Genomic DNA, 15711 nt, shown 5'->3' on the forward strand with positions numbered 1-15711 from the left:
AAAATAAGGATTGGGAATGAAAATTGTGCGCAACTTCATATTTTCAAATTAATCAGAACTAAGTACTCAGCGTTTCTTAATAGATCTATAGTGATTACGAGATAGTACATACATTCAAAAATAGAGGATTTTAATTTGTAGTTGTTAAAGATAATAGATTTTAAAGAAGCTTTTCATGATCTACACCAATACTTGATCTAACTGTGTTGTAGCCCATATGATGCATTCGCACAGTATGCACTATCAATATCAACGATTGATATTATAACAGTCAATATGACAAAATTGACAATATGAATATCGTTAATTCAAATAAAGAATACAAGGAGCCTATCCGATTTTATTATTTTAACGGAATATCCATATAACGCGTTAACAGAAATAGTTATATTATTGGGCTATTTTATAAAAGTTAAATACCACAAGAGTAATAAATAATAATGCTTGAAGAAAAAAACAATGAATTGAAGCGTAGTCTTCAAAGTCGCCATATTCAAATGATTGCTTTAGGAGGCGTGATTGGAACGGGTCTTTTTTATGGATCAACAGAAGCTATTCAATTAGCCGGCCCTTCAATTATTTTAGGCTATCTTATTGGAGGATTGATTGTCTATTTTATTATGCGAATGTTAGGGGAAATGTTAGCAGAAGAACCAACCTCAGGTGCTTTTAGTTTTTTTGCCTATAAATATTGGGGACATTTGGCCGGTTTTATCACAGGTTGGAATTATTGGTTTCTTTATATTGTTGTGAGTATGACTGAACTTATAGTCATTGGTTTATATCTTGACCACTGGATCTTAATTGATCACTGGAAATCAGCTTTTATTGTTCTTGTACTTGTTACATTGGTTAATCTTATTGATGTTCGCCTTTATGGAGAGTTTGAATTTGGTTTAGCTTTTATCAAAATAGCTGCTGTTGTTGGTATGATTGTTTTTGGAATCTTTCTTATTGTCACTGGAATGAATGGCTCTCAAGCAAGCATTCACCATCTTTGGGATCATGGTGGTTTCTTTCCTTATGGGGCAATGGGGGTTGCACTAGCTACTGCTATAGTAATGTTTTCTTTTGGGGGAATAGAGCTTATTGGTGTTGCTGCTGGAGAGGCTGAAAATCCACAAAAAACAATTCCAACGGCCATCCGTAAGGTGATGTGGCGGATCATTATTTTCTATGTTGGTTCTATTAGCGTCATTATGATGATAATGCCATGGAATATGATTGGAAAAGACAGTAGTCCTTTTGTTGCTATTTTTGAAACAATCGGCATTCCTGCAGCTGGTCATATTCTGAATTTTGTAGTGATTATAGCTGCCATTTCAGTTTACAATAGTAGCATGTATTCCAATGGGCGTATGCTTTATAGTTTAGCTGCGCAAAAAAATGCACCACGTATCTTTAGTAAATTAAATGCTGCTCGTGTTCCTTATATCGCCATCCTTTTTTCATCGGTTTGTACTGCAGTGATAGTTATTATTAATTTCTTTATACCAGAGAATATTTTTATCCATATTATGAGCATTACAACTGCGACAGCAGCGCTTACTTGGGCTATTATTATTATTGTTCATTTGAAATTTCGAAAAGCGCATAAAGACAAAAAAGATCCGTTTGTTTATGGATTTGGTTTATATCCTTACGCAAATTATCTTTGCCTTGGCTTTCTTGCAGTTTTGTTTGGCATTATGTTTGCAAGTGGTTTTAGAGAAAATGGGCTAATGATCCAACTTTTTAACACAATGGGAATTAGACAAACCTTTATTGAATCATACATCCCTGCACACATGCCTGATATGAGTTTGGCAGTTGTTATCATTCCCATATGGTGTTTACTTTTATTGTTAGCGTATAAACTGAAGCGATAACTCTAAAAAAGGCAATATCAATGAATTGATTGGAATAGATATTGGGGATAATAAAATTTGATAAGGTGACGCAAGTCTTTGGTGATTTGTGTGTTTTAAAAAATATCACTGTACAGCTTACTGAAAGACGAATTGCAATCATTGGTGCAAATGGTTCTGGAAAAAGTACATTTGTTCGCCTTATTAATGGTTTACAACTTCCGTCAAATGGTTTTGTGAGCGTTGATGGACTGGATACAAAACGCGATGCAAAAGCAGTAAAACGTAAAGTAGGATTTGTTTTTCAAAATCCCGATAATCAAATCGTGTTACCATTGGTGCACGAGGATTTATCGTTTGGCCTTAAAAATTTGAAATTAAGTAAGGAAGAAATCAAGCAACGTGTTGATGAGATCTTACAGCGTTATGATCTGCAGAACTTCAAAAATCATGCAGTACATTTATTAAGTGGTGGTCAAAAACAATTAATCGCTATTTCAGGCGTGATAGTCATGAAACCAGACTATATTATTTTTGATGAACCAACAACTTTACTCGATTTACGTAATAAACGCAAAGTTGCGCAAGTTATAGAAGAATTGCCACAAACAGCAATTGTTGTATCGCATGATTTAGAATTTTTAAAAAAATTTGATAGAGTATTAGTCTTTGATAAAGGGGAAATAGTTGTTGATGACGTGCCTTCGATTGCTATCAAAGAATATATGATGAAAATGTCATGATCAGTCTATACCTTCCACGGGATACATTTATTCACAAGCTTCCACCAGGAGTTAAATTACTTTTCCTTACTGTATGTGGAACCATTATATCTATGGTTTCATCTATACCTATTTTGTGCCTGTTTTTATTATCAGTGGTTTTATTATATAGAATTGCTAAGATTCCTTTGAGCAATATGGTAAGACAGCTTAAACTGATGAGCTTGTTTTTAGTTTTTATATTTATTTTTCAAGCTATTTTTAATAATTGGCTGATAGGCTTTGAAGTTATACTGCATTTTATCATTCTTATCCCTCTAGCATCACTTATCTCATTTACAACCAAAGTTTCTGATATGATGAATTCAATTGAATCAGGACTTCAACCTTTCCGACGCTTTGGTATTAATCCATCAAAATTGAGTATGGTTTTATCTATGGCAATCAGATTTATTCCAGTTGTTAGTGAAAAATTCAATGAGGTACGTGAAGCACAAAAAGCACGCGGATTGGATACAAATATTATAGCCCTTGCAATACCTGTAATTATACGAATAATAAGAATGGCTTCAGAGGTTGGTGAGGCATTAGAAGCTCGTTCTTATGATAGTAATATTGATGATACACTTTCTAAGGATGATGGGAATACTCATATTGAAAGAATAGTTTGATGAATACGAAAGATCTGGCTTATATTGCTCTATTTGTTGCTCTTTATGCAGTTTTAGGTCTTTTCCCTCCTATTTTTCTCCCCTTTTTAAATGGGGTTCCCATTACTGCCCAATCTATGGGGCCAATGTTAGCTGGATCTATACTTGGGGCAAAAAGAGGGGCTTTAGCATCAGTATTGTTTCTCTTACTTGTTGCCATTGGTCTACCTTTATTAGCTGGCGGACGTGGAGGCATTGGTAGCTTTTTAGGAGCGGGAGGTGGCTATTTGATTGGCTTTCCAATTGCTGCATTTTTTATTGGCTTTATGGTCCAATTGTTTTGGCTGCGGTTAAATTTTATAACATTAGTAATCATAAATATTATAGGTGGTTTTGGGATTGTGCACCTTTTTGGAATATTGTGGTTAGCTTATGTTACTAAGATTTCTTTGTTAGCAGCTTTGATGGGCTCACTAGGTTTTTTAATAGGTGATTTTTTGAAAGTTCTGATTGCATCTTCTATAGCAATTACAATTAAAAAATCTGTTCCTCTGATTCATTCAAAAGAAGAGTAGCTAATATTTATTGCTAGGTATATTTGCAAAACTTTTTCTTTAAAAGCTATAGATATATTGAAGTTCTGTTAACGTTATCTCAAAAGTATATTTTAGTTACTCTTACCACTCGCTTTTATTCATGCTCTAGAAAAATTGTGCTTTAATCAATAAGTTAAGCGATATTGACATTACGTTGAATAAAAAGGTTGATATGCAAGCTTTACGTTATCAAAGAATTAAAATACCAACAAGAAGGCTTCTTGGTATAACATTAATATAGATCAGAAACGATAACGTAGCCCTCCTGAGAAAGTACTTCCCGAAAAACCAGCTTTAGTTAATTTTTGCTGATAAACCACATCACCATGCAGAGCTATTTGAGATGACAACTGAGCCTGCACACCCACACCTGCTTCCATAGAAGAACCAAACGCACCTAATTGGAATGTATCTTTGAATTGCACAAACTGCTTTCCTCCAAAGTTGCCCATAAGATGCAGCTTGCCATAGAAGGACACTGAACGCCCCTCTCCAATTCTAGTAAGGAATTTGGTAAGACGCCCACCCAAACGCGTTGTTAATTGGCTAGGAGATCCCATTTTAATATCAAAACCACCAATATCCCGCGTGGAATTAAACATCAAATATTGATAGATAAGCTGCATCTGTGGCTCAAAAACAAGGCCTTCATGTCCAGTTAAGAAAGCTTTACCACCTGTTAAAGCTGCACGCAGTGGCTTGCCCGTTATTCTTGCTGTTTTACCTCGTGCAAGTGTTTCTACATCTCCTCGAGATAAACCGTATGATAAAAGGCCATTAATATAAAATCCCATATTATGCTGCAAACTAGCATAAGCCGTTACAGACCACTGATCAAAATTGCTTTTCTTACTTTTTTCAACATCTTGGGGTTGGAGTGACAATTTACCATAAGTGCCTATAACCCCAATAAACGTGCTACTCTGTTCACTCTCTAACCTATTCAAAAGAGCAGCCGCCTCTATTGCGTGATAACCAAACTTGCCGCCATAGCCATATTCTAAAGTAGATAAGTCAGAAGTGTAGTTGTGACTACCACCATAACCACGTACGAAAAAAGCCGGCTTTCCATTAAAAAATGGATCAAATGATGTCACCATTGTCCCTAACAGCTCAGTTTGATTGTTGATATCTATCAACCCAGCATAGAACAAAGCATTGGGCAAAAGCAGATAAGTTGGAACTTGTGGAATAACCGCTTTAACCCCAAACTTGATATATTTATTTTCAAGACGGAAATCCCAAAAATCTCCCTTACCTTCAACCAATCTTTGCCGAGGATCCGCTTTCCCAAATTTAGAACCAGGACCATATGCAATAAGATGATATTGATAAGGAAAATTAGGCAGCACAACATAATTAGAATCTAGTACAAAAGAATTTTGCTTTGCTTTTCCAGAAACCTGTATAATGGATATACCCGGATCATTTTTACCTGTGCTCACTTTTTCTCTTAAATGGCCTGACATACCAAGCACATGAACCGTAGTTTTTCCAGAAACATCACCATAAATCAAAATTCGATCAGATTTTTGATCACTTGAGCGGCTACCACCTTCCAAAGATACGTTAAGATAAATCTGTGCACCACCCTCTTTTGCATTGTAAGCCTCACCTGATCCTTTTCCAATACGCAGTGTTTGATAATCGTCTGAAGTTGGTCTTTCAAAAACAATAGCACTATCTTTAACCATCACATATGAAACAGATGACCACTGTGGATCTTGAGTTTTACTTCTTGTTATAATCCATCTCGAACCGTTAGTTAAATAAAGTTCACCAGTACTTTCATCAAAAACGCGAGCACCACCACTTAGTGAAGAAGCATCAGCCATAACTGTTACAGAAGATCCATTTTTAGCTTCTAATAATAAATCGCCAGAAATCTTTGAGCTTAATAAGGCAACATGACCTTCAGTTCTATCATTATAAATAGCTGTATTATCTGGAACAAGGAGAGTTGTTTTTTTAAAGGAAACAAGCCCCGATAAAACCCCCCCTGTTTGTCCTCTCTCTTGGGCTGGTTTTCTATGGAAGAATATACCATAAGATGCTTCACCTTTCACTAAGATGGTTGAATTTTCAACATTAACCTTACTAATCCTAGGATCGATAGGCGATGCACCTGCACCTCCCCTTGCAGAAAGATCAAAAGGCGCATTGTCAATTAAAAAACCGTGTGCACGAATAACATCAACACTACCATTCCTAAAATTAATCCAACCACCAAGACTTGCATGAAAAGCCATACTATTTTTCACACTCTCTGTGTTAGTACCATGCCCATTAATTTCCACTCCATCTAAATCAGTAGTACCTCCTAAAAACGATCTGACACCTGTTCCATTTATAAAATCAATTGACCCACCATTCATCGTACTTGTGGCAGCAGAAGAAGTAAACAAACCACTATTACGATCATTAAATTGAGAATCCCCTAGCATGCTAATATCTGTTCTAACCAAACTGACACTTGAACCTGTATTGACTGATATAACAGCCACATTCATTCCAGGAGAACTTGTATGAACTACTCCGTCACTTATTGCAATCATCCCACCGTTATCAACCTTAAGCTGCTCGAGTGAGTCTTTAACCTGACTATTTTGTATTACACCCGTTGGTTGTTTTCTGTTACCTACTATCACTTGCATTATTGTAGATATAAAATGGAAAGGATCTTCGGAGCCCATATTGGTGATAATCACAGTACCACTTCCTGCATCAACTTTTTTGCTTGTGAAGATTGTCTTTGTTGTAACAAAGTACGTACACGTTGGTGTTGGTACGCATTAACATCTATATTTTGAAAAAAACAAAGAACACTTACTGTAAAAACACACAAACACCTACGGTCTTTAAGCACTGTGATCATCATTTGATTATCCCGACAGAAATAAATAGAAATAATTTACAAAAATACTAAATAACCAAGAAAGGGCCCATAACATATTTTGAGCTGCTTTACAACATAATGTGCTTTATATGGTATGCTTTATTTTAATTGTGTGTAAAAAAAGTCTCATTATGGGTTCTAGTATTTTAAAGGAAAAGGATAAAACAATGATTCCAAAACATATAATACGAGTAGCGTCTATTTTGACTGCAATAATGAGTTTTGCGACTTTTTCTTGGGCAAATGTAACCATTGAGCATGCTTCAGGTTCTACGTCTATTCCCGCTTCTCCCAAAAAAGTTGTAGTGTTTGATCTTGCATCACTTGATAATATGAACCACCTTGGTATCAATGTAACAGTCGGGGTTCCTGAAGGCAAAAAGCCTGTATATCTGCAACATTTTGATGATGCACGTTATGAAAAAATTGGTACTTTTTTTGAACCAAATTATGAAAAAATTGCCACCTTTCAGCCTGACCTTATTATCATCTCTTCACGTACTCAATCCAAATATAAAGATTTATCAAAAATTGCCCCAACTATTGACTTGACAGTAGGAAATGAAAACTCTCTTAAAGACATCGAACGCAATATCACTATCCTTGGAAAAATTTTTGGCAAAGAACAAGAAGCTGAACAAGAAATCAAGAAACTCAATGAAATATTAGCAAAAGTTCGCAAAAACACCGAAGGGAAAGGCGCAGGGCTGATACTTATGACCTCTGGTGGAAAAATAAGTGCTTTGGGCCCTAAATCACGTTTTGATATCCTTCATTCTAGTTTTGGAATTTCTCCTGCAACAGATAAACTGATTGTGCAAAAGCATGGACAACTCATTTCACCTGAATTTATTTTCGACACAAATCCTGACTGGTTATTGGTTATTGATCGCGATGCTGCAATCGGGCGGGAAGGACAATCTGCAGCACAACTTCTCGACAATCAACTTATTCACCGTATAACAGCTTGGAAACAAAACCAGATCATCTATCTGGATTCTTGGAGTTGGTATCGAGCAAGTGGTGGTCTAACCGGATTATATGAAGCAGCAAAACAACTCAACGAAGCTTTTGCAAAAAGTAAATAATTTTACAAATAACTTGCTTACCATAAAAATAAAATTTAATAGCGGAGGTTGTTTTAACCTCTGCTATTTTCATTTTTCTTAAAGGAAGTTCAGTATGAAAAGTTACTGGATAGCCATAATAGTTATTGTTTTACTTTCTGTCGTAAGTATTTTTGTTGGTTATTCCGATGTAACACCTTCTAGCCTATTTTCAGGAGATCCGAATGCGTGGCTTCTTTTCTGGCAAACACGTATTCCCCGCACAGCTGCAGTGCTCTTAGCAGGCATGGCGCTTGCACTCTCAGGTATGATTATGCAACTTCTTACGCGTAATCGTTTTGTTGAACCTTCAACTGCTGGAACTGTCGAATCTGCATCACTTGGTATTCTTTTTGTTATGATTTTTGTTCCCAATATGCCTGTTCTTGGGAAAATGGCTGTTGCTACAACTTTTGCCATGGCTGGCACATTACTCTTTATGTTTTTATTACGCCAGATCCCTTTAAAATCTACCCTCATTGTACCACTTACAGGAATTATGTTGGGATATGTTATTGGTTCCTTAACCAACGCTATTGCCGATTATGAAATGCTACTTCCTTCCCTTCAAGCTTATTTGTTTGGTAGTTTTTCAATGATTCTTGATGGAAAATACGAACTGTTATGGTTATCCCTTCCTTTATGCATACTTGCCTATTTTACTGCCGATCGCTTTACAGTGGCTGGTCTTGGAGAAGATTTAACCAACAATCTTGGCCTTAATTATCGTGCAGTCATGTTGTGGGGGCTCTTTATCATTGCGTTAATTACTGCTGTGGTTATCTGCACAGTTGGTCGTATTCCCTTTGTTGGACTCATTGTTCCAAATCTTGTTTCAAGTTACAAAGGCGATAATATGCACCGTAGTGCTCCTTGGGTGGCAATTAGTGGCGCAGGAATGGTACTAATTTGCGATCTTTTAGGGAGAATTATTCACCATTCTTTTGAAATTCCTATCAGCGTAATGATGGGTGTTATTGGCAGCTTTATTTTCATTTTGCTTCTTTTACACTGGAGAAAACGTTTTGGGTAAAAAGAAAGCAACTATTCTCGTATTAACAACGCTTATTGTCATAGCATGTGTTGTAAGCAGCCTTTATATGACATGGAACATAACTATTTATACGTGGACATTTCGTTTAACAAAATTAGTTTCTCTTCTTCTTATTGCTTATACAATAGCTGTTTCTACTGTTTTATTTCAGACAATTATTAACAATCGTCTTCTTACTCCCTCTATTATGGGGTTTGATCAACTTTATATTTTAATTAAAACTGCCACTCTTTATTATCTTGGTTCTCTTTCTTTACCCTTTTTGAATGAAGAAGGACAATTTATTTTTGAAGCACTTATTTTGATTGTTTTTTCAATAAGTCTTTTCCATTTTCTATTTTCAGGAAACCTTAGAGGATTTCATCTTACTTTATTAATTGGCGTTGTTTTAGGCGGATTTTTCTTCAGCTTGCGTATGTTTATGCAATTACAACTCAACCCAGATCAAATGATGAATTTGACTGACATCATGTTTGCGAATTTTAATAAATTAAATACATCATTAGTAAGCTTTTCTACAATCATTGTCCTCATCATTAGCTTGATTGGTTGGCGTTTGCATTATTTGCTTGATGTTCTTGCTCTCGGGCATGAAGCTGCTCTTAATCTTGGAGTTGATTACCGCAAAAGTGCTACAGTTATTCTCATTTTTGTTTCTATTCTTGTATCCATTTCGACAGCACTTGTTGGGCCAGTCACATTTTTTGGATTGTTAGTGGCTAATTTGGCTTATGAATTATCACCTCAGGCAAAACACAGTGTTGTTGTGCCAATCGCAATATTATTGGCCATCATTTGTTTGGTTGGTGGACAATTTATCTTAGAACAATTCTTAAATATGGGAGGACGCTTAAGTTTTATTATTGAATGTTGTGGTGGTATTGTTTTCTTAACTTTGTTGATGAAGGGAAAATTCAAATGATTGAAATCAATCATCTTTCCAAAACTTATGGAGCCAGATTGGTTATTGATAATTTATGCCTTCAGCTACCAAAGGGGGGATTATTTCTCTTATTGGTCCCAATGGTTCTGGAAAATCAACTCTTTTAATGATGATAAGACGTCTTCTGCCAAGTGACAAAGGTACAATTAACATCGATGGTCTTGATATTTATAAAACTCCCCATGATGTTTTAGCTAAAAAACTCTCACTTTTGCGCCAAGATAATCCTTTGTCCGTCCGCTTAACCGTATATGATTTAGTGAGCTTTGGACGCTACCCTTATTCAAAAGGTCGGTATAATAATGAAGATAAACAGTTCATTGACAGTGCTATTCGATATCTGGGTTTACAAGATCTAAAAACACGATTTTTAGATGAACTTTCTGGGGGCAGCGTCAACGAGCTTTTATTGCAATGGTCATCTGTCAAGATACTCATTATGTATTATTAGACGAACCATTGAATAATCTTGATATGAAACATTCCGTTTCCATAATGAAGCAATTACGCCGTACTGCCAATGAATTAAAAAAAACCATTCTTCTTGTCATGCATGATATTAATTTTGCATCATCTTATTCAGACATGATTGTTGCACTCAAAGACGGCAAAGCAGCTTATTGTGGCAACCCAAAAGAAATTATACGTCCAGAAATTCTCAAAGAGATTTATGATATGGATATTCAAGTAAAAACAATCAATAATGTGCCCATAGCTCTCTATTATCAATAATTTTAAGATTCTTCTTTTAAACTTGCACACACTTTAAAATCTGCTAGAAACAATGAAAGTTGCATGTTGGGGAATAGTTTAATGGTAGAACAGCGGACTCTGACTCCGTTAATCTTGGTTCGAATCCAGGTTCCCCAGCCAAATATCAATAAAATCAATGAGTTATATAGAAGTTAGGGATTTTTGATTCCATTGATTCTATTAAGTTTTTTTGTGCACTATCCCGCACCTTTTTGAAGCTTTTTAATTGCTTCTATGGCGAGTCGTTTTCTATCAGCTGTCTTTGTATAGAGTGATGCCATATCGTCTTCAGTCCATCCAAAAATTGCTTTGAGTTGTGAAACAGTAGCTCCTGCATTGGCAGCTCTTGTTGCGGCTAATTTTCTCAAACCATGGGCTGATTTTTTTATTCCCGCTGCATTACATGCTTTCCTAAACAGATTGCCAAAACTTTCTTTAGTAAGTTTTTTTCCTTCTTTCCCGCAAATAAATGTCTCATTTCCGATGGGACCGGCTTCAAGAGTTTTTGCTAACTCAGGTAAAATGGGAAGAAACACATCTGTTTGGAACTTGCTCTTTTCTGTCTTTAAATGAATAATATTATCCGTTACATCCTTCCAACCGACGCGCACAACATCTCCCCGTCGTAAGCCTGTGTAGAGAAGAACATCAATCCATACGCGTTCATGCGTTCCAAGAGGCCATCGTTGATGATATTTATCGATGTCTTCTTCTAACCATGGAGAAAAACCCTCTGTATTAAAGGATTTGGGTGGTTTGATATTAAAGGCAGGGTTTCTGTGCAAAAGAGAATTATCAACTGCCCAATTGAAAAGACCATTTAAGGCTGTCAAAAAATGCCTTGCAGCGGCAGGAGTCTCACGTCTTCTCTCTACCGCATCAAGAATATGCTGTTTTTCTATACTTTTATAGGAACAAGTACCAATATGTTGAGAAATATTATTTAGGATTCTTTGTTTAACTTTTTTGGTTGATTCCGCTTGATTATGCCATTGCATACTTTGCAAATATTGGTGCATCAGCCAATCAAAAGAACCTTCCATAAGTCTAGTACGTTTTATTTGTCTTGGAAGGCCGTTTTGCGCTTCTTTGAGAGCAAGTGTATAATTGTCAACAAATTCTTGCGTTCCATAAGTTCCGTATACCCTATACCTTTGACCATGCCCGATACGCACATACCATATGGTTTTACCATGGCGCGTAATTTCTTTGATAAGGTGGGGAGGCCGTGGTTTAGGCATGACTAGAACTTAATACCGTCAACAGAACGGCAAGTGTTTTGAGTATTATATTCTCCTTGCTCATCTTCCAATGGAGGAAAATCATCAATGTTAAAGAGATTACAGTCTTTAGTTGATGGTGTTGTTATTGCTTTGAGATAAATTAAGAGTTCACCGGTTGGTTTGATTTCGATTAACTCACAACCTTGCTTTTTAGCCTCTCGTAAAGCCCGAGCAATGGCTGGCTGTGTTATAGTAGGGTAGCGATGAGCCATGTTAAATTTCCTTAATTTTGAGTGCACCCCACCTGTGGTGAAAAGTGTGCATGTGTGTGAAAGTGATTTCAAATTGGGTGGGGGCGCTTTAGAAGGAGACGTGAGGAAAAAAGCACCCCCTATGGGGTTAAGCAGCTTGCGTAAAGACACGCGTTTCTTGTTCTATTTCTTCTAAAAAAGTTTCGACAGCCTTATTGATACGTTCAATCTGCTCATCATCGCGTTGAACGCGTTGAACTTTGATACATAAGTGAGGTGATTTATCTACAAACAAGGGGTTGTAGCTAACAAAATCACACCATTTTCGCCCTGTGCAAGCCATTTGGAATTGCATTTGTAAGATATATTCAGGCTTGATTTCACTATCTAGCAAAAAACGTGTATACGTTGTTAGTTGAGGGCATTTGACCTCTATGAGCCCCTCATCACCAATAAGACCATCAGGACTAGCCCCTGCCATTTCAATTGTCGGATGAGGAATAAATCCGCACCGTGTGACAGTAACCAAACGTCTAAGGCTGTATTTTTGAATTGCACTGTCTTCATATTTACGTCCCCATCGCATAGCATGTGTTTCATAAGATAGACTTGTTATGCCCGTTAAGCGTTCTCCAATGAGTTTGAGTTTGTACTCTTCATATTTACTTGTAGGTGAGCCTTTAGCTGTTTTATCAACGATGCTGTTAATATTTGAAGCTGTGACTTTACCTAAACGAGCTTGAAACCACTCTGGTGTTCTTTGTTCCATATCACACCCCTGGTAGATCTTGTTGAGTTGGTGTGTGTGGTTGTTTTGGTGAAGGCAAAGTTTGTTGCTCTTCTTCCATTTGGAAGCGTTGCCTTTCCTTTAAACCTTCTAAAATAATTTGCCCCGTCTCATGAGACATTTCTGTGAGGCTTGCGACTTTTGCAAAAGAGAGTACCTTTTTTTCTTCTGTTTTTGTTTGTTCCATTAATTCTCTGATTTGTGCAAGCACTTCATCAGATACCCTCTCGTTTTGGGGATTGTGATTAACTTCACTGATAAAAGCCTCATCAATACAATCAGCTTCATATTCGTTATAGATATTAGGAAGACCGAATGCATAACGTGCACACTGTGTAATAGCCTTATGACGTAACATACGAATAGGATATTTTCTCCAATGTTCCGTGTCGCGTTTACATTCTTCCATCTCTTCAGAGATTTCTATTGGATATTTAATGTTCTTCAAATATATAGCGCATTCATAAGCAATTACCTTGCCTTCATTATCGCGTTCTTTTTTAATTTCATTCCATTAAAGTTAGGACGTGAACGTATGATATTGAGCCATCCTTCAATAGAAGTCATCACACTAATACCGCCCCCTCTTTTAGGGATGACGTATATTTCTTTGTCTAGAGGATTTAACCTATACCTATCGGCAAGGTAGATAAAATCTTCAAAATCTTCCTTAGAAATATTGAAATTGATACAATTCTTTATGATCTTTTTGCAAAATTCTTGTTCTGATAAACCATATTTCTGCGCCACTGTTGCTACGATAGAAGTTGTCATTATCTTTATCCTTAATGCAGCGTCTGTTTTTGGAGTTGCTCACTTAAGTATGCTAATCCTTTGGGTGTAATCTTTGCACTGAGAACAGTTCTTCCTCTTCCACTGGCGGTTTGAATGGTGTGGGCTTCACAATCCATCAATCCTCTATTGATTTTATCCTGACGAGGTAACAAACGTTTATCCATGCCACTACGATAAGCCCAATAATTATTAAGCAAGCGGCTTGTTAAATCTTTGGGGAGTAAGCCTAATATTTTTGCTGCTTCGCTTATACCAAACAAACCATCAGATCGTTCTAAACGTTTAAGTGCTTCTGCCTTTGGGATTAACTGAGCAATGACATGATCTTTGCGTTCATTTTCATTTTTTAAGTGCGTAAAAACACCTAACATGACTTGGGGATTTGAATAGTCAATTTGAGGGGTTGTTACTTGTTTTGCTTTCCGTTCACACTCAATGAAATATTGACGAGCTTGTTTACCTCTCTCATTACGTTCAACCATAGCAAGTTCTTTCGCCATGTCTAAAGTAAGATGATAGTTTATTACAAGGACAGCTCTAGATTTTGCGTTCCCCAATTTTGGGGACCGCAAATCTTGTGTTTTTATAAAGTCTTTTCCTTCTTCAAATTCATATTGACCAATACGATCTTTAATCCAAGTAGAAAAATCTTTTCCTATTTCCAAAAAAGCATGTAATTCACGTGCATTGACTGTCTGAACAGGTTCTTGATTAATTGTATTGTTATGAATAGCGATAAGCGCTTCCATTGCAAACCTCATAGTGTTTGGATTAATTTTCAGATGTGTTGGGAAAAAAGGGTTATTGCTGACAATTACTGTAGAATGGACTTGTATTTTCCCGTTCTCTTATTTTGTCTAAGACATCACTGTATGCCCAGCTGTCAGCTATAAAGGGATATGGGGCATCTTCTACAAAATAATAATGGTCATTATCGTTTAAGTATTTTTGAACATAAAGTTCAGCAACTTCTTCAGAAATATCATCATAACGGTTTGAATGAAGATCAATGCGGAGGATACTTACAACATCACCTACACCGTTAATAATGTTCATGATTTCAGTTTCATCAATTGGTCCTGATGAAGAAAGGTGATGACCATCATCACACACAGCTAACAGAATCTCATGATCAGTTACAGAAACCTGTTTATTCATTTTCCATCCCCTCCATTCCATGTTAGTAAATGTTTATTTGTAGTGTATATAAGTCAGTACATTATGTACCAAATATAGTCAAGTACATTTTGTACTTATTTTATAAAAATAATAAAAAAAGGGAAATAATCTGTGTTTTTTTATCTCTATAAGAATCACTTTATTATATAGAGTGTCAAAAATGCTCAGGCTTGTTGTTAGGAATCAACAAAACGCAGCCGCGATTCCACTGATAGCATTTAATTTTAAGTAGATGAAAGATGATTATAGTATTACATTTCAAGAATAGTACGCCGTACACGACCTATTATTGAGATAGCACCTTCGAGTTTTGGAGCATTTATTGTTTTATCATATGAGGCGGGTTGAAAAGGAGGATTATCATTTGGCCTATATCGTTTATATGTTGCCTTTCCAGTTTCATCTGCAATGACATAACAAGCATTTGGTACAAGTTTCTTATCTCGCATATTTACAAATATTATAGAATCTGGAGGACTAATTTTATTCATGGACGAACCATCCACGCGCAAAGCAATCCACTCACCCGCTGGAAGATTGACAGCTTCGATCATAGAACAATCCAAAAAATCCGTTATACCGTCTTGCTCACTTAATTCTCCAGCACTAACCCACGAAATTAAAGGAACGCTCTCACTGAGGCTAGGATTATCTTGAGAAGACTTGCCATACAAAATCCATCCAGGATCTACATTAAATACCTCTCCATATCGTCCAGCCATTTGACGCGAGATAGCGCGATTTCCATTTTCATTACTAATTAATGTATTAACATTGAGACTTGGTATAGCACGTGCGGCTTCGCTCGGTGTTAAATACCCAGCGCGCTCACGTGCCATTTTAAGTCTATCTTTTGGTAAAAGAATCATTTGTACATTATCCACTATTTTTTCTGTTCAATGTGTACGA

General features: G+C 36.4%; 16 protein-coding genes, 1 tRNA gene and 1 pseudogene. 9 read left to right on the top strand and 9 right to left on the bottom strand.

Features of this window, described 5'->3' with window-relative positions:
- Positions 1 to 440: 440 nt before the first annotated feature.
- Genes BscR1v2_RS05655 through BscR1v2_RS05670 form a run of 4 tightly spaced genes read left to right on the top strand, consistent with a single transcriptional unit; the run spans position 441 to position 3794 of the window.
- Positions 441 to 1868, top strand: a complete 1428-nt coding sequence (locus BscR1v2_RS05655; protein WP_078690045.1) for an amino acid permease — start codon at positions 441 to 443, stop codon at positions 1866 to 1868.
- A 41-nt stretch (positions 1869 to 1909) separates the two neighbouring features.
- Positions 1910 to 2590 carry an energy-coupling factor ABC transporter ATP-binding protein gene (locus tag BscR1v2_RS05660; RefSeq protein ID WP_078690046.1) on the top strand — a complete coding sequence of 227 codons (681 nt, stop codon included), beginning with the start codon at positions 1910 to 1912 and terminating at the stop codon, positions 2588 to 2590.
- Entirely contained in the window at positions 2587 to 3240 is a 654-nt protein-coding gene (locus BscR1v2_RS05665; protein ID WP_078690047.1) for an energy-coupling factor transporter transmembrane component T family protein, read from the top strand. Before BscR1v2_RS05660 ends, BscR1v2_RS05665 begins: the two co-directional genes overlap by 4 nt.
- Entirely contained in the window at positions 3240 to 3794 is a 555-nt protein-coding gene (locus BscR1v2_RS05670; RefSeq protein ID WP_078690048.1) for a biotin transporter BioY, read from the top strand. The genes BscR1v2_RS05665 and BscR1v2_RS05670 overlap by 1 nt, the downstream gene beginning before the upstream one ends.
- 263 nt (positions 3795 to 4057) lie before the next feature.
- Here the strand turns inward: BscR1v2_RS05670 and BscR1v2_RS05675 are convergent, their stop codons facing one another.
- Complete coding sequence (locus BscR1v2_RS05675; protein WP_078690049.1) at positions 4058 to 6523, bottom strand: autotransporter outer membrane beta-barrel domain-containing protein; 2466 nt, start codon at positions 6521 to 6523, stop codon at positions 4058 to 4060.
- Positions 6524 to 6878: 355 nt separating this feature from the next.
- Between BscR1v2_RS05675 and BscR1v2_RS05680 the strand changes: the two genes are divergently transcribed.
- From BscR1v2_RS05680 to BscR1v2_RS05700, 5 genes and pseudogenes are all read left to right on the top strand, one after another.
- A complete protein-coding gene (locus tag BscR1v2_RS05680) occupies positions 6879 to 7799 on the top strand; it encodes a siderophore ABC transporter substrate-binding protein (RefSeq protein WP_153301989.1) in 921 nt (306 codons plus the stop codon).
- A gap of 94 nt (positions 7800 to 7893) precedes the next feature.
- Positions 7894 to 8850 carry an ABC transporter permease gene (locus BscR1v2_RS05685; RefSeq protein ID WP_078690050.1) on the top strand — a complete coding sequence of 319 codons (957 nt, stop codon included), beginning with the start codon at positions 7894 to 7896 and terminating at the stop codon, positions 8848 to 8850.
- Positions 8843 to 9793, top strand: coding sequence for an iron chelate uptake ABC transporter family permease subunit (locus BscR1v2_RS05690; RefSeq protein WP_078690051.1), 951 nt, complete (start codon positions 8843 to 8845; stop codon positions 9791 to 9793). The genes BscR1v2_RS05685 and BscR1v2_RS05690 overlap by 8 nt, the downstream gene beginning before the upstream one ends.
- A pseudogene (locus tag BscR1v2_RS05695) lies at positions 9790 to 10546 on the top strand (iron ABC transporter ATP-binding protein). The gene BscR1v2_RS05690 and the pseudogene BscR1v2_RS05695 overlap by 4 nt, the downstream one beginning before the upstream one ends.
- Positions 10547 to 10613: 67 nt before the next feature.
- Positions 10614 to 10687 (top strand) — tRNA-Gln (locus tag BscR1v2_RS05700).
- A gap of 77 nt (positions 10688 to 10764) precedes the next feature.
- Here BscR1v2_RS05700 and BscR1v2_RS05705 read toward each other — a convergent pair.
- The 8 genes from BscR1v2_RS05705 to BscR1v2_RS05740 form a co-directional block, all read right to left on the bottom strand.
- The gene (locus BscR1v2_RS05705) at positions 10765 to 11808 is read right to left on the bottom strand and encodes a tyrosine-type recombinase/integrase (RefSeq protein WP_010704145.1); all 1044 of its coding nucleotides are present in this window, start codon (positions 11806 to 11808) and stop codon (positions 10765 to 10767) included.
- A gap of 2 nt (positions 11809 to 11810) precedes the next feature.
- Positions 11811 to 12062 (bottom strand): hypothetical protein, encoded by a 252-nt coding sequence (locus tag BscR1v2_RS05710; RefSeq protein ID WP_010704146.1) that lies wholly within the window; start codon positions 12060 to 12062, stop codon positions 11811 to 11813.
- A 127-nt stretch (positions 12063 to 12189) separates the two neighbouring features.
- Positions 12190 to 12810 carry a lambda exonuclease family protein gene (locus tag BscR1v2_RS05715; RefSeq protein WP_078689727.1) on the bottom strand — a complete coding sequence of 207 codons (621 nt, stop codon included), beginning with the start codon at positions 12808 to 12810 and terminating at the stop codon, positions 12190 to 12192.
- A 1-nt stretch (position 12811) separates the two neighbouring features.
- The gene (locus BscR1v2_RS08400) at positions 12812 to 13276 is read right to left on the bottom strand and encodes a hypothetical protein (RefSeq protein WP_250638027.1); all 465 of its coding nucleotides are present in this window, start codon (positions 13274 to 13276) and stop codon (positions 12812 to 12814) included.
- A 23-nt stretch (positions 13277 to 13299) separates the two neighbouring features.
- Complete coding sequence (locus BscR1v2_RS08405) at positions 13300 to 13602, bottom strand: recombinase RecT (RefSeq protein WP_078690053.1); 303 nt, start codon at positions 13600 to 13602, stop codon at positions 13300 to 13302.
- Positions 13603 to 13613: 11 nt separating this feature from the next.
- Positions 13614 to 14372 carry an antA/AntB antirepressor family protein gene (locus tag BscR1v2_RS05730; RefSeq protein ID WP_078690054.1) on the bottom strand — a complete coding sequence of 253 codons (759 nt, stop codon included), beginning with the start codon at positions 14370 to 14372 and terminating at the stop codon, positions 13614 to 13616.
- A 52-nt stretch (positions 14373 to 14424) separates the two neighbouring features.
- A complete protein-coding gene (locus tag BscR1v2_RS05735; protein WP_078690055.1) occupies positions 14425 to 14781 on the bottom strand; it encodes a hypothetical protein in 357 nt (118 codons plus the stop codon).
- Positions 14782 to 15053: 272 nt separating this feature from the next.
- The gene (locus BscR1v2_RS05740) at positions 15054 to 15671 is read right to left on the bottom strand and encodes a LexA family transcriptional regulator (RefSeq protein ID WP_010704151.1); all 618 of its coding nucleotides are present in this window, start codon (positions 15669 to 15671) and stop codon (positions 15054 to 15056) included.
- Positions 15672 to 15711 lie beyond the last annotated feature (40 nt).

This window comes from Bartonella schoenbuchensis R1, from assembly GCF_002022685.1.
In the GTDB taxonomy this organism is placed as follows: Bacteria; Pseudomonadota; Alphaproteobacteria; order Rhizobiales; family Rhizobiaceae; genus Bartonella; species Bartonella schoenbuchensis.